The organism is Salinisphaera orenii subsp. halophila YIM 95161, from assembly GCF_003732545.1.
Classification (GTDB): domain Bacteria; phylum Pseudomonadota; class Gammaproteobacteria; order Nevskiales; family Salinisphaeraceae; genus Salinisphaera; species Salinisphaera orenii_A.
The window spans coordinates 1-12,218 of sequence record NZ_AYKF01000081.1 but is presented as its reverse complement, the minus strand read 5'-3'; the positions used below and the strand labels follow the sequence as shown (position 1 = coordinate 12,218).

Here is a 12,218-nt window from a genome sequence, read left to right as displayed (position 1 = left end):
TTTACAAAACGTAGCGAGCGCAGCCAGATCGGTCACGACGGGAGCGCAGAAAGCGCAGCGTATGAGCAATACGTGAGCATTTCGAGCACGGGACGGGACCGAAATGGCAAGCGCAGTAGATTTGTAAATATCCTCTCAGGCCGCGGCCGTTTCTTCGGCCTCGGGCGTCCAGTCCGTGGTCGCGACCATGGTCAGCACGTCGTACTGGGCCACGACTTCGTCGTTCTGGTTGGTGACGGTCGCGTCCCAGCGCACTTCGCCGTATTCGGTGTTCTCGCGCTTGGTCTTCTGCTTGCAGGTGAGCCCGACCTTGAGCGCGTCGCCCGGATAGGCCGGGGTCATGAAACGCAGATTGTCGACGCCGTAGTTGGCCAGCACCGGGCCCGGATTGGGCTCGACGAACAGACCGGCCGCCAGCGACACGATGTAGTAGCCGTGGGCCACGCGCCCGTCGAAGAACGGATTGGCCTTGGCGGCCTCCTCGTCCATATGCGCATAGAAAGTGTCGCCGGTGAAGTTCGCGAAATGCTCGATATCCTCGAGAGTGACTTCGCGGGCGGCGGTGAGAATCGCATCGCCGATCTCGAGTTCGTCGAAATGCTTCTGGAACGGATGGCGCTCGGTTTCTACACGTTTGCCGCCCGGCAGCCAGTGATCCATGACGCTGGCCAGCATGTCGGGCGAGCCCTGCAGGGCGCTGCGCTGCATGTAATGAAACACCGCGCGCATGCCACCCAGCTCCTCGCCGCCGCCGGCACGCCCCGGCCCGCCGTGCACGAGCATCGGCATGGGCGAACCGTGGCCGGTGGATTCCTTGGCGCAGTCGCGATCGAGTACGAGCAGACGGCCATGGAACGGCGCGCAACCCAGCGTCATCACCTGGGCAAAGGCCTTGTCGTAGGTCACGATCGAGCCGACCAGGCTGCCACCGCCCAGACGGGCAAGGGCCACGGCCTCTTCGGTGGTCTCGTACGGCATCACCGTGACGACCGGGCCGAAGGCCTCGATACCGTGGATGTCGGTATTGTCGAACGGCGCGTCGGCCGAGAGCACGACCGGGCCGACGAAGGCGCCCTTGTCGGCATCGGCATCGACGACTTCACAGCGCGCCGGATCGCCGTAGACGATCTTCGCGCCCTGGGCCAGATCGGCAATGCGTGCACGCACTTCCTCGACCTGGTCGCGACTGGCCAGCGCGCCCATGGTCACGCCTTCGGCGTCCGGGTTGCCGACCACCACCTTGTCGAGTTTTTCGGACAGCGCTTCGATGAACGCCTGCTGGTGATCGCGGGCCACGAGCACGCGCCGGATGGCGGTACATTTCTGGCCGGCCTTGACCGTCATCTCGCGCATGACCTCTTTCACGGCCAGCTTGAATTCGGGCGTGTCCGGGCCGGCGTCGGGGCCGAGGGCGAGGAAGTTGAGCGAATCGGCTTCCATGGAGAAGCGCGTGGCGTTCTCGACGATCGCCGGGTGCTGCTTCAACTTGCGGCCGGTGTTCGCCGAACCGGTAAAGGTGACCACATCCTGGCAGGTGACATGTTCGAGCAGATCGCCCACGCCGCCGCTGATCAACTGCAGTGCGCCCTCTTCGATCAGACCGGAATCGACGATCGCACGCACCATGTCTTCCGTGACGAAGGCGGTCTGGGTCGCCGGTTTGACGATCGCCGGCATGCCGGCCAGATAGTTGGCCGCGAATTTCTCGAGCATGCCCCAGCAGGGGAAGTTGAAGGCGTTGATATGCACGGCCACGCCTTCCAGCGAGGTGTGGATATGCTGGCCGATGAAGCTGCAGTGGCGCGACATGGCTTCCGGATTGCCGTCGAGCGCGAACGTCGCATTGGGCAGCTCGCGCCGGCCCTTGCTGGCATAGGTGAACAGCGTGCCGATACCGCCGTCGATATCCACCCAGGAATCGGTCCGGGTCGCGCCGGTGGCGGTGGAGAGCTTGTAGAAACGCTCCTTGTCGGCCATCAGGGTCTGGGCAAGCGCCTTGAGCTGCAGGGCGCGCTGGTGAAAGGTCAGCGCGCGCAGCTTGGGGCCGACTTCGGTCCGGGCATAGTCGAGCATGCCGGCGAAATCGATGCCGTCGCTGGAAACGCGGGCGACCGGTTCGCCGGTCACGGCGTTCAGCACCGTCTTGCCGCCTTCGCCGGTGACCCACTGGCCCTGGACATAGCTGCTGGATTGCATGGCTGTTCTCCTCGAATCGTGTGCGGCTCGCGGTGCCGCGAAATATCTTTTAAGGCGCGCTCAGCGGGTGTTTACAAAACGTCGCGAGCGCAGTCGCGGTATCGGCATCCGCTTATGTTTCGGCGTCGAAATCGATAACCACGCTGTCGGTCACCGGAAAACTCTGGCAGCTGAGGATGAAGCCGCGTTCGACTTCGTAATCCTCGAGCGCGAAGTTGGTGTCCATGTCGACCTCGCCTTCTACGAGCTTGCAGCGACAAGTCGAGCACACGCCGGATTTGCAGGAATACGGCAGCTCGATGGAATGTTCGAGCGCGGCGTCGAGCAGGTTCTCCTGGCCGCGGGCCAGATCGTATTCAAGCGTGCGCCCGTCCAGGACCACGCGTACCTTGGCGCGATCGGTGGCATCGGTGACCACCGGCGCGTTCGCGCGCGCCTTGGCCGCGGACTTGGTGGCCGCGAAGACTTCCATCTTGATGGCGTCCTTGGCCACGCCGTGCTCGATGAGCACGTCGCGGGCTTCTTCCATCATGTCGAGCGGCCCGCACACGAACGCGCCGTCGATATCCGCCGGGTCGATCCAGTGCGTGAGCAGCTGTTCGACCTTGGCGCGGTCGATCCGGCCGTTGAACAGATCGATATCGAGCTGTTCGCGGCTCATGATATAGACCAGATTGAAGCGCCCGAGATAGCGGTCCTTCAGGTCGGCCAACTCCTGGCGAAACAGCACGCTGCCCGAGGCGCGGTTGCCGTAGAACAGCGTGAACCGGCTGTTCGGCTCGGTCATGAGCGTGGTCTTGATGATCGATAGCAACGGCGTGATGCCACTGCCCGCGCCGAAGGCGACATAGTGCTTGTCGTTGTCTTCGGCCAGCGGAAAATTGAAGCGCCCGGACGGCGGCATGACCTCGATCGCCTGGCCCGGCGCTAATTTGTCGTTGGCCCAGTTCGAGAACTGGCCGCCCGCCACGCGCTTGATCGCGACCCGCAGCTGTTCGTCCTGTACCGCCGAACACACCGAATAGGACCGGCGGACTTCCTCGCCGTCGATCTCGGTGCGCAGGGTCAGGTACTGGCCCTGGGTATAGGCAAAGGTGTCGCGCAGTTCGTCCGGCACGTCGAAGGAGACCACGACCGCATCGCGGTTGTGGCGCTCGACGGCGCTCACGGGCAGAGAATGAAATTGCGGCATGCGATTGGAACCTGCGTTTTATTCGAAGCCGCGGCCGCGCTACGCGCGCCGCCGGCCCTGTTCAAAAGGGTTTGAAATAGTCGAACGGCTCTTGGCAGTCGAGACAGCGGTGCAGCGCCTTGCAGGGCGTGGAGCCGAACTCGCTGACCCGCTCGGTGTGCTTCGAGCCGCAGTGCGGACAGGTCTGGGGCACAACGTTGCGGCCGTTGCGCGTGATGCGACTGATATCGATGACCTGGGCACCGCCGGTTTCGCCGGGCGGCGCGATGCCGTAGCCGCGCAGATTCTCCTTGCCACGCTCGCTCATCCAGTCCGTGGTCCAGGCCGGCGAGAGCTGCACGTCGAGGCGTGCATCCTCGACGCCGTGCTCGCGCAGCGCACCGAGAATGTTGTCCTCGATGACCTGCATCGCCGGGCAGCCGGAATAGGTCGGCGTGATGGTGACCACGAGCTGGTCGTCCTCGAAGCGCACATCGCGCACGATGCCGAGATCGATCACCGACACCACCGGAATCTCCGGGTCCGGCACGGCGTCGAGCCACTGCCAGACGTCGTGGGTCTCGAAACGGGTCTGTTCGGTCACGCTCATGACGACACCTCCGTGGTCTGCGCCTACCAGCGCGCGCCGGGATAGGCGCGCTGCAGGTGCTGCATTTCGGCCAGCACATAGCCCAGATGCTCGGTGTGCTCGCCGGCCTTGCCGCCGGTCTGCATGGGCTGATCGCCCGGCAGGGTGAGCGTGGCCTCTTCGAACAGGGCCTGCATATGCGCGTGCCAGGGTTCGTAGAGGGTGGCCACGTCCACGGCCACGCCGGATTCGATCAACGCCTGCTCGGCTTCGGAGCTGCGAAACATCTCACCGGTGAAGCGCCAGAGCTTGTCGACCGCGGCCTGGGTACGGCGATGGCTTTCCTCGGTACCGTCGCCCAGACGCACGACCCAGTCGCCGCTGCGCTCGACGTGGTACTGCACCTCCTTGATCGACTTGGCGGCGATATCGGCGATGCGCGTGTCGGTGGACTGCATCAACGCCTGCAGCACGAAGAAATGCCAGACGTCATAGAAGCACTGGCGCACGATGGTCTGGCCATAGTCGCCGTTGGGCTGTTCGACCAGCAGCAGGTTGCGATAAGCGGGCGCATCGCGCAGGAAGGCGAGCGTGTCCTCGTCGGCGTCCTCGCCTTTGAGCTCGGCGGCATAGGACAGCCAGAACCGTGCCTGGCCGATCAGATCCAGTGCCACGTTGGTCATCGCGATATCTTCTTCCAGCGCCGGGCCGTGGCCGCATAGCGCGGCCAGGCGCTGGCCCAGGATCAGATCGCTGTCGCCGAGCTGGAGCAGATATTCGTAGCGGGCGTTATCCATGTTTGGGGCTTCAGTCATCGCGCACCGCCTAGATATGGTCGACGCCTTCCGGCATCGGGAAGAACGTCGGGTGGCGATAGATCTTGCTGCGGGCCGGCTCGTAGAGCGGCTCGCGGTCGCCCGGGCTGCTGGCCGTGATCTGCTCCGCCGGCAGCACCCAGATGCTCACGCCTTCGTTACGGCGCGTATAGACATCGCGCGCGTTCTTGATCGCCATCTCGGCATCCGGCGCGTGCAGGCTACCGACATGCTTGTGCGACAGGCCGTGCTGGCTGCGGATGAAGATCTCCCACAGCGGCCATTTCTTGCTGTTTTCGCTCATCGCTGGTTCTCCCGGACGCGACCGATCAGGCCGCAGCTGCGGCCTTGCGGGCGGCCTGTTTCTCGGCATAGGCCTCGGCGGCCTCGCGTACCCAGGCACCGCCCTCCTCGGCGTCGATACGCGCCTGCAGGCGCTCCTGATTGCAGGGGCCATAGCCCTTGAGCACGTTCCAGAATTCGTCCCAGTCCGGCTCGCCGAAGTCGTAGTGGCCCGTCTCTTCGTTCCACTCGAGTTCGGGATCGGGAATGGTCAGGCCCAGGAAATCCGCCTGCGGCACGGTCTGGTCGATGAACTTCTGACGCAGGGCATCGTTCGTGAACAGCTTGATCTTCCACTGCATGGACTGGGCGGTGTTCACCGAGTCGCCGTCACGCGGGCCGTGCATCATCACCGACGGCCACCACCAGCGGTTGAGCGCGTCCTGGGCCATGGCCTTTTGTTCTTCGGTGCCGTTGCACAGGGTGTGCATGATGTCGAAGCCCTGGCGCTGGTGGAAACTCTCTTCCTTGCACACGCGCACCATGGCGCGCGCATACGGGCCATAGGAACAACGACAGATCGGAATCTGGTTGATGATCGCCGCGCCGTCCACCAGCCAGCCGATGGCGCCGATATCCGCCCAGGTCAGCGTCGGGTAGTTGAAGATCGACGAATACTTGGCCTTGCCGGACAGCAGATCGGCCTGCATGTCGTCACGCGAGGCGCCCAGCGTCTCCGCGGCGCTGTACAGATACAGGCCGTGGCCGGCCTCGTCCTGCACCTTGGCCAGCAGAATCAGCTTGCGCTCGAGCGTGGGCGCGCGCGTGAGCCAGTTGCCTTCGGGCAGCTGACCGACGATCTCGGAATGCGCATGCTGCGAAATCTGGCGGATCAGCGTCTTGCGATAGGCCGCCGGCATTTCGTCCTTGGGCTCGATCTTGATGCCCTCGTCGATACGCGCCTGGAAGGCGGCCTCGTCGGCGGACATCTCGTCGGCGCCGCGCACCTTCTTCACGCCCGTGTCTACGTTCTGTGCATACATCCTTGGCACTCCTCATCCCGGCAGTGGGATGGCTGATCGTGTCGATACACGCCTGTCGGCGCCGGCAACCCGCCTGTTGCCATTCGTGATACTTGCGACACTATACCAAGTTGATTTTTGTATCAAATAGAAAATCGCTGAGCGAACGCGCCCCATCCACGACGCAGCCCATCATGGGCCACACGTAACTGTCTATTAACGATTTATATATGAAATGACGGCTTTGAACGTTCAGGCTCGCCGGTCCGGAACAGTCGATCGGCCCGGATAACGCGACACCGCAACCGCGGCCTGTATCAACGGCTGTATCACCCGCGACGACGAATCGGCTCGCGGACGGTGACAGGCGGCCCGCCTACAGCCCGCCGAAACGCTCGTAGAAATAGGCCGCCGGCTCGGGCAGCGGGCCCTCCGCGGTCTCCAGCACCTCGCCGAGATATGCTTCGGCGGGAGCACAGATCGCGCGGTAGAGATTGCGGCACAACAAGCGTGCGGCCGAACCGTGCCAATCACCCGGCAGCACGTCATCGGGCAGTTGAGGGTCACGCAGCAGCAGGCGGCGTATCTCATGAATCAGCAGCGTGCGCACCAGAAACGCGGCCTGCGGGTCGAGGGCGTCGTTGTCCTGCACCGCACGCCAGACGGGCCGGAATCGCTCCAGAAACGCCGCGTACTGCACGCCGAGCGCCTCAAGGTCCCAGCATTCGCGTACGAGCCGATTGAGTGGCGCGGACGTCGGCAGCCCTTCATTGCGCGCACGCATGAGCACCACGCGGCGCTGGACGTCGAGATCCTGGAGCACGGACGTGAGCGCCGCGGTGGGCGGGAGCGGATGTGCCATCACATCAACGGAGAAGGCACCAAAGCCGAGCGTGCGCAGCTCCTTGCGCAGCGGGTCGCGCTTGCGCTGCGGCACACCGGCGGTCAGCACGAGCGTCCATTCGCCATCCCAGGACACTCGCGGCTCGCTGTAGACCCGCTCGTAGGCACGCTCGAAGCTGCGCCAACCCGCCCGGGTCAGGCTGTAGTAGCTGCGCCGCCCGATCTGCTCCGAACTGAGCCAGCCCTCCTTCGACAGGCGATATACGGACGTGCGCACCAGCCGCTCGTTCAATCCCAGCGGCGCCAACAGACGGATCAGACTGCCCAGCCAGACGGTGCCGCCACGCGGGGCGATGGCATCGCCATAGACCGAAATGATCAGCGAAGTGGCTCGGAGAGAGCGCCGATGGCAGAACTCTTCTATGAGTGTGTCGATCGGTCGGTCGCGCGCCAACTGGATTCTCCGGTAGTGGGGACAGGAAAACGAAACCGCATCGGAGCGATGCTTTTACGACGACAGCAGGGCCGAGTCAAGCCGGTGCAGCATGCAAGCGATACTTGATTTATCCGTTTAGCGCATGTAGATGTATCACTTAATGAGGCGTCAAACACACCCCGGATACGGGGCTGCAAACCAATAGAAATCATATTTAACAGATAGTTGAAAAACTAGCTGTATAGATCAGCGTTGGCGCGTCAAGCAATAACGATACACAAGGATCGCTCGATACAGAGCGAATGCGAAGGAGGAGAGAGTCGTTGCCCGCAGGGGCCGCCCTGGCCGGGCCCGCGACGCTGCCATCATGCTCAGCGATTTTCTGCAATTCCTGTTCTCGGGACTGACCACCGGCGCGACCTTTGCACTGGTCGCACTCGGGTTCACGATCATCTACAACGCCAGCCACGTCATCAATTTCGCGCAGGGCGAGTTCCTGATGATCGGCGGCATGGGGACGGTGATGTTCGCGGCCGCCGGCATGCCGCTGCTGCTGGCGATCGCGGCCGCGGTGGCGCTCGCGGTGATCGCCGGTATGGCGATCGAGAAGTTCGCCATCGAGCGCGCCGGCCAGGCCGACACGATCCCGCTGATCATCATTACCATCGGGGCATCGCTGTTCCTGCGCGGTCTGGCCCAGTATTTCTGGGGCAAGTCCTACCACGCGGTGCCGGCATTCAGCGGCGACGAACCCATCAATATACTGGGCGCCACCCTGCTGCCGCAGAGCCTGTGGGTGCTCGGTTCGATGCTGATCCTGGTCTGTCTGCTGGCCTGGTTCTTCGAGCGCACGCTCAGCGGCAAGGCCATGCTCGCGGTCGCCGCCAACAAGGACGCCGCCCAGATGGTGGGCATCAGCCCGCGTTTCGTGCTGCTGCTGGCGTTCGCGCTGTCTGCGGCACTCGGCGCGATCGCGGGCGTCATGGCCGCGCCGATCACGCTGACCAGCTACGACATCGGCATCATGCTCGGCCTCAAGGGCTTCGTGGCCGCGGTGCTGGGCGGGCTCGGCAGCGCCTTTGGCGCCGTGGCGGGTGGCCTGCTGCTCGGCCTGATGGAAGCCATGACCGCCGGTTATGTGTCCTCCGACTACAAGGACGCCGTGCCCTTCGTGCTGGTACTGCTGGTGCTGTTCTTCATGCCCGGCGGTCTGTTCGGCGCCAAGTCGACGGCCCGGGTCTGATATGCGTAACTGGATCCTCTCCGGTCGCGCCGGACTGCTGCTGCTCGCCGTGGTGCTCGCGCTCGCCCCGCTCGGCTTCGGCAACCCTTACCACTACGACATCGCGATCCATGTGCTGATCAACGCGATCGTCGCCGTCGGGCTCAACCTGCTGGTCGGCTATGCCGGTCAGGTCAGTCTCGGCCATGCCGGCTTCTTCGGGCTCGGCGCCTATGTAACCGGCATTCTGAGTGCGCACTACGGCTGGCACACGCTGCTGTCGATCCCCATGGCGCTGGTGGTCGTGGCCGTACTGGCCTTTGCCGTGGCGCGCCCGATCCTGCGCCTGTCCGGCCATTATCTAGCCATGGCCACACTCGGGCTGGGCATCCTCATCACCATCGTGCTGCGCACCGAGGGCTGGCTGACCGGCGGCCCGGACGGCATGATCGTGCCGCCCATCGAGATCCTGGGCTGGCAGCTGTTCGGCGAAGCCTACTGGTATGCCCTCATGGCCGCGCTGCTGGTGCTCGCGGTGTGGCTCGCGCTCAACCTCATCGATTCTCCGGTCGGGCGCGCGCTGCGCGCGGTCCACGGCTCCGACGTCGCGGCCCAGGTCGCCGGCGTGAACACCACCCGCTACAAGGTGCTGATCTTCGTGGTGTCGGCGGTGTTCGCCGCTCTTACCGGCGCGCTCACCGCACACTATTCCGGCTTCATCACCCCGGATCTGGGCGGCTTCATGCGCTCGATCGAGTTCGTGACCATGGTCGTGCTCGGTGGCATGGCCTCGACCTTCGGCGCCATCGTCGGCGCGCTCGTACTCACCCTGCTGCCGCAGCTGCTCACCGGCTTCGACGAACTCGAGATGGTGGTGTTCGGCGCCGTACTCATGGCGGTGATTATCTTCATGCCGCGCGGACTGGTGCCCTCGTTGCGCACGCTGATCGGACGGTTCCTGCGATGACGCACCTGCTCGAAACCTCGAACCTCACCAAGACCTTCGGCGGGGTGCATGCGGTCGCCGACCTGAGCTTCGGCGTGGAGGCCGGTGCGATCCAGGCGATCATCGGCCCCAACGGCGCCGGCAAGACCACACTCATCAACCTGCTGACCGGCATCTATACGCCGTCTGCAGGCGACGTGCGCATCGACGGCCGCGACACCCGCGGCCTCCCCCCGCACCGTCTCGCCGGGCTGGGCCTGAGCCGCACGTTCCAGAACCTGCAGATCTGCATGAACATGAGCGCGCTCGAAAACGTCATGGTCGGCCGGCATCTGCGCATGAACCGCAGCTTCACCGCGGCATTGCTGCGCCTGCCCGCGCTGCGCCGCGGCGATGCCGACTGCCGCCGGCGCGCTGCCGAACTGATGGATTTTGTCGGCCTGGGCGATCTCACCGAACGCGACGCCGACACGCTTTCCTACGGCGCGCTCAAGCGCCTGGAAATCGCCCGAGCGCTGGCCAGCGAGCCGAAGCTGCTGCTGCTCGACGAGCCCGCGGCCGGGCTCAACGCCAACGAGACCGCTGCCATCGAAACGCTCATCCGGCGGGTGGCCGAGCTCGGCATTACCGTGATCCTGGTCGAGCACGACATGAAGCTGGTGATGGCCATCTCCGACCGGATTTTAGTACTCGACCACGGCAAGCAACTCGCAATCGGCACGCCGGCGGAGGTGCGCGCGGACCCGGCCGTGATCTCGGCCTATCTGGGGGCGGCATGACAACGGCCAAGACGCGTAACGAGCCACTGCTGCAGATCGAGCATATCGGCAGCCACTACGGGCCCATCGAGGCACTGTCGGATATCGACATGCGCGTGAACGAAGGCTCGCTGGTCGCGCTGGTGGGCGCGAACGGCGCCGGCAAGACCACCCTGCTGCGTGCGCTCTCCGGGCTGCAGCCGATCAGCGCGGGCAGCATCCGTTTCGACGGCCAGGACCTGCGACGCATGAGCCCGGGCAAACGCGTCGCCCGCGGCATCGTCCAGGTGCCCGAAGGCCGCCAGGTGTTCGGGCCCATGAGCGTGCACGACAATCTGGTTCTCGGCGCCTACACGCGCGGACGCGGCAAGGCCGTCGACCGGGACCTCGACACCGTGTACGCCCAGTTCCCGATCCTGGCCGAGAAGCGTCGCCAGGCGGCCGGGATGCTCTCCGGCGGCCAGCAGCAGATGCTGGCGATCGGACGTGCGCTCATGGCCCGTCCGCGCCTGCTGCTGCTAGACGAACCCAGCATGGGCCTGGCGCCGCTGCTGATCGCGGAGATCTTCGAAACCGTCGAACGCCTGAATGCCCAGGGCATCACCATCCTGCTGGTCGAACAGAACGCCAGCGCCGCACTGGCGATCGCCGATCGCGCATTCGTGATCGAAAACGGCGCGATCCGCCTGAGCGGCAGCGGCCGGGAGCTGCTCGCCAACGATGAGGTCAAGCAGGCCTATCTCGGCATCTAGTCCATCGATATTCCATAACAAGACCACACCCACGCGAGGGAGACAGACCATGTTGAAGTACACCCTGCGCCGTTTCGGCGCGCTCTTGGCGATCGTTGCGATCGCCACACTCACCACGACCACGGCGGCCTCCGCGGCCGACGAGGAACCGATCCGGATTGGCAGCTTTCTGGCCGTGACCGGTCCGGCGTCGTTCCTGGGAGATCCGGAACTCAAGACCCTCGAGCACTGGGTCGAGCGCATCAACGATGACGGCGGCGTACTCGGCCGGCCGCTGGAACTGGTGCACTACGACGACGCCGGGGACGCCGGAGACGCTCGAACCTTCGCCAAGCGCCTGATCAGCTCCGACCAGGTCGATATCCTGATCGGAGGCACAACCACCGGCGCGACCATGGCGGCGATTCCACTGGTCCAACGTGCGCGTATTCCGTTCATCTCGCTGGCTGGCGGGATCCCGATCATCGATCCGGTCAAGCCGTGGGTATTTAAGACCCCGCATACCGACCGCATGGCCGCCCGCAAGATCCTGACCGACATGGAAGAGCGCGGCTTCACCAAGATCGGCCTGATTTCGGGCTCCGGCGGCTTTGGCAAGTCCGGGCGCGAGCAGACGCTGGCCGTCATCGACGACTTCGATATCGAAATCGTGGCTGACGAAACCTACGGCCCGAACGATACCGACATGACCGCCCAGCTCACCAAGATCGCCGGCACCGACGGCGTCGAGGCGATCCTGAACTTCGGCTTCGGCCAGGGCCCGGCGATCGTGACCCGCAACTACGCCCAACTCGGCATCGATATGCCCTTCTACCAGTCGCACGGCGTGGCTTCGGACAAGTACATCGAGCTCGCCGGCGATGCCGCCAACGGTGTACGCCTGCCCTCGGGCGCGCTGCAGATCGCCGACCAGCTGCCCGCCGACGACCCGCAGCATGACGTCGTGACCGGCTACGCCGATGAATACGAGGCCACCTTCGACGAGTCGGTATCCACCTTCGGCGGCTATGCCTACGATGCGCTGATGATTGCGATCGACGCCATCGAACGCGCCGGTACCACGGACAAGGCCGCCGTGCGCGACGCCATCGAACAGACCAGCGGCCTGATGGGCGTGACCGGCGAGTTCAACATGAGCGCCGACGACCATCTCGGCCTCGACCTGTCCGCGTTCCGGATGCTCGAG

The 12,218-nt window shown here is 64.6% G+C and carries 12 protein-coding genes; 5 read left to right on the top strand and 7 right to left on the bottom strand.

The window, feature by feature from the left end; translation table 11 throughout:
• Positions 1–135 precede the first annotated feature (135 nt).
• The 7 genes from paaZ to paaX form a co-directional block, all read right to left on the bottom strand.
• Positions 136–2,196 (bottom strand): phenylacetic acid degradation bifunctional protein PaaZ, encoded by a 2,061-nt coding sequence (gene paaZ / locus SAHL_RS09210; RefSeq protein WP_123591127.1) that lies wholly within the window; start codon positions 2,194–2,196, stop codon positions 136–138.
• A gap of 112 nt (positions 2,197–2,308) precedes the next feature.
• Positions 2,309–3,388, bottom strand: coding sequence for a 1,2-phenylacetyl-CoA epoxidase subunit PaaE (paaE, locus tag SAHL_RS09205; protein WP_123591126.1), 1,080 nt, complete (start codon positions 3,386–3,388; stop codon positions 2,309–2,311).
• 61 nt (positions 3,389–3,449) lie between these two features.
• The gene (gene paaD / locus SAHL_RS09200) at positions 3,450–3,977 is read right to left on the bottom strand and encodes a 1,2-phenylacetyl-CoA epoxidase subunit PaaD (protein ID WP_123591125.1); all 528 of its coding nucleotides are present in this window, start codon (positions 3,975–3,977) and stop codon (positions 3,450–3,452) included.
• 23 nt (positions 3,978–4,000) lie between these two features.
• The gene (paaC, locus tag SAHL_RS09195; RefSeq protein WP_123591124.1) at positions 4,001–4,753 is read right to left on the bottom strand and encodes a 1,2-phenylacetyl-CoA epoxidase subunit PaaC; all 753 of its coding nucleotides are present in this window, start codon (positions 4,751–4,753) and stop codon (positions 4,001–4,003) included.
• A 28-nt stretch (positions 4,754–4,781) separates the two neighbouring features.
• Positions 4,782–5,075 carry a 1,2-phenylacetyl-CoA epoxidase subunit PaaB gene (paaB, locus tag SAHL_RS09190; protein WP_123591123.1) on the bottom strand — a complete coding sequence of 98 codons (294 nt, stop codon included), beginning with the start codon at positions 5,073–5,075 and terminating at the stop codon, positions 4,782–4,784.
• A gap of 25 nt (positions 5,076–5,100) precedes the next feature.
• The gene (paaA, locus tag SAHL_RS09185; protein ID WP_123591122.1) at positions 5,101–6,096 is read right to left on the bottom strand and encodes a 1,2-phenylacetyl-CoA epoxidase subunit PaaA; all 996 of its coding nucleotides are present in this window, start codon (positions 6,094–6,096) and stop codon (positions 5,101–5,103) included.
• Between the two features lie 355 nt (positions 6,097–6,451).
• Entirely contained in the window at positions 6,452–7,372 is a 921-nt protein-coding gene (gene paaX / locus SAHL_RS09180) for a phenylacetic acid degradation operon negative regulatory protein PaaX (protein ID WP_123591121.1), read from the bottom strand.
• A gap of 349 nt (positions 7,373–7,721) precedes the next feature.
• Here paaX and SAHL_RS09175 point away from each other — a divergent pair, with 349 nt between their 5' ends.
• From SAHL_RS09175 to SAHL_RS09155, 5 genes are all read left to right on the top strand, one after another.
• On the top strand, positions 7,722–8,597 hold the full coding sequence (locus SAHL_RS09175) for a branched-chain amino acid ABC transporter permease (RefSeq protein WP_123591120.1): 876 nt from the start codon (positions 7,722–7,724) through the stop codon (positions 8,595–8,597).
• A 1-nt stretch (position 8,598) separates the two neighbouring features.
• Complete coding sequence (locus SAHL_RS09170) at positions 8,599–9,543, top strand: branched-chain amino acid ABC transporter permease (protein WP_123591119.1); 945 nt, start codon at positions 8,599–8,601, stop codon at positions 9,541–9,543.
• Positions 9,540–10,301 (top strand): ABC transporter ATP-binding protein, encoded by a 762-nt coding sequence (locus SAHL_RS09165; protein WP_123591118.1) that lies wholly within the window; start codon positions 9,540–9,542, stop codon positions 10,299–10,301. Before SAHL_RS09170 ends, SAHL_RS09165 begins: the two co-directional genes overlap by 4 nt.
• Positions 10,298–11,032 (top strand): ABC transporter ATP-binding protein, encoded by a 735-nt coding sequence (locus tag SAHL_RS09160; protein ID WP_123591117.1) that lies wholly within the window; start codon positions 10,298–10,300, stop codon positions 11,030–11,032. The genes SAHL_RS09165 and SAHL_RS09160 overlap by 4 nt, the downstream gene beginning before the upstream one ends.
• Positions 11,033–11,081: 49 nt before the next feature.
• Positions 11,082–12,218, top strand: a 1,137-nt coding sequence (locus tag SAHL_RS09155; RefSeq protein ID WP_148045530.1) for an ABC transporter substrate-binding protein, incomplete at its 3' end; no start/stop codon positions are given.

What these genes read in the sequence shown, in the direction of transcription:
- paaB (WP_123591123.1), bottom strand. Translation starts at nt 5,075, where the DNA reads ATGAGCGAAAACAGCAAGAAATGGCCGCTGTGGGAGATCTTCATCCGC.
- paaZ (WP_123591127.1), bottom strand. Translation starts at nt 2,196, where the DNA reads ATGCAATCCAGCAGCTATGTCCAGGGCCAGTGGGTCACCGGCGAAGGC.
- SAHL_RS09170 (WP_123591119.1), top strand. Translation starts at nt 8,599, where the DNA reads ATGCGTAACTGGATCCTCTCCGGTCGCGCCGGACTGCTGCTGCTCGCC.
- SAHL_RS09165 (WP_123591118.1), top strand. Translation starts at nt 9,540, where the DNA reads ATGACGCACCTGCTCGAAACCTCGAACCTCACCAAGACCTTCGGCGGG.
- paaE (WP_123591126.1), bottom strand. Translation starts at nt 3,388, where the DNA reads ATGCCGCAATTTCATTCTCTGCCCGTGAGCGCCGTCGAGCGCCACAAC.
- SAHL_RS09160 (WP_123591117.1), top strand. Translation starts at nt 10,298, where the DNA reads ATGACAACGGCCAAGACGCGTAACGAGCCACTGCTGCAGATCGAGCAT.
- paaD (WP_123591125.1), bottom strand. Translation starts at nt 3,977, where the DNA reads ATGAGCGTGACCGAACAGACCCGTTTCGAGACCCACGACGTCTGGCAG.
- SAHL_RS09175 (WP_123591120.1), top strand. Translation starts at nt 7,722, where the DNA reads ATGCTCAGCGATTTTCTGCAATTCCTGTTCTCGGGACTGACCACCGGC.
- paaC (WP_123591124.1), bottom strand. Translation starts at nt 4,753, where the DNA reads ATGGATAACGCCCGCTACGAATATCTGCTCCAGCTCGGCGACAGCGAT.
- paaA (WP_123591122.1), bottom strand. Translation starts at nt 6,096, where the DNA reads ATGTATGCACAGAACGTAGACACGGGCGTGAAGAAGGTGCGCGGCGCC.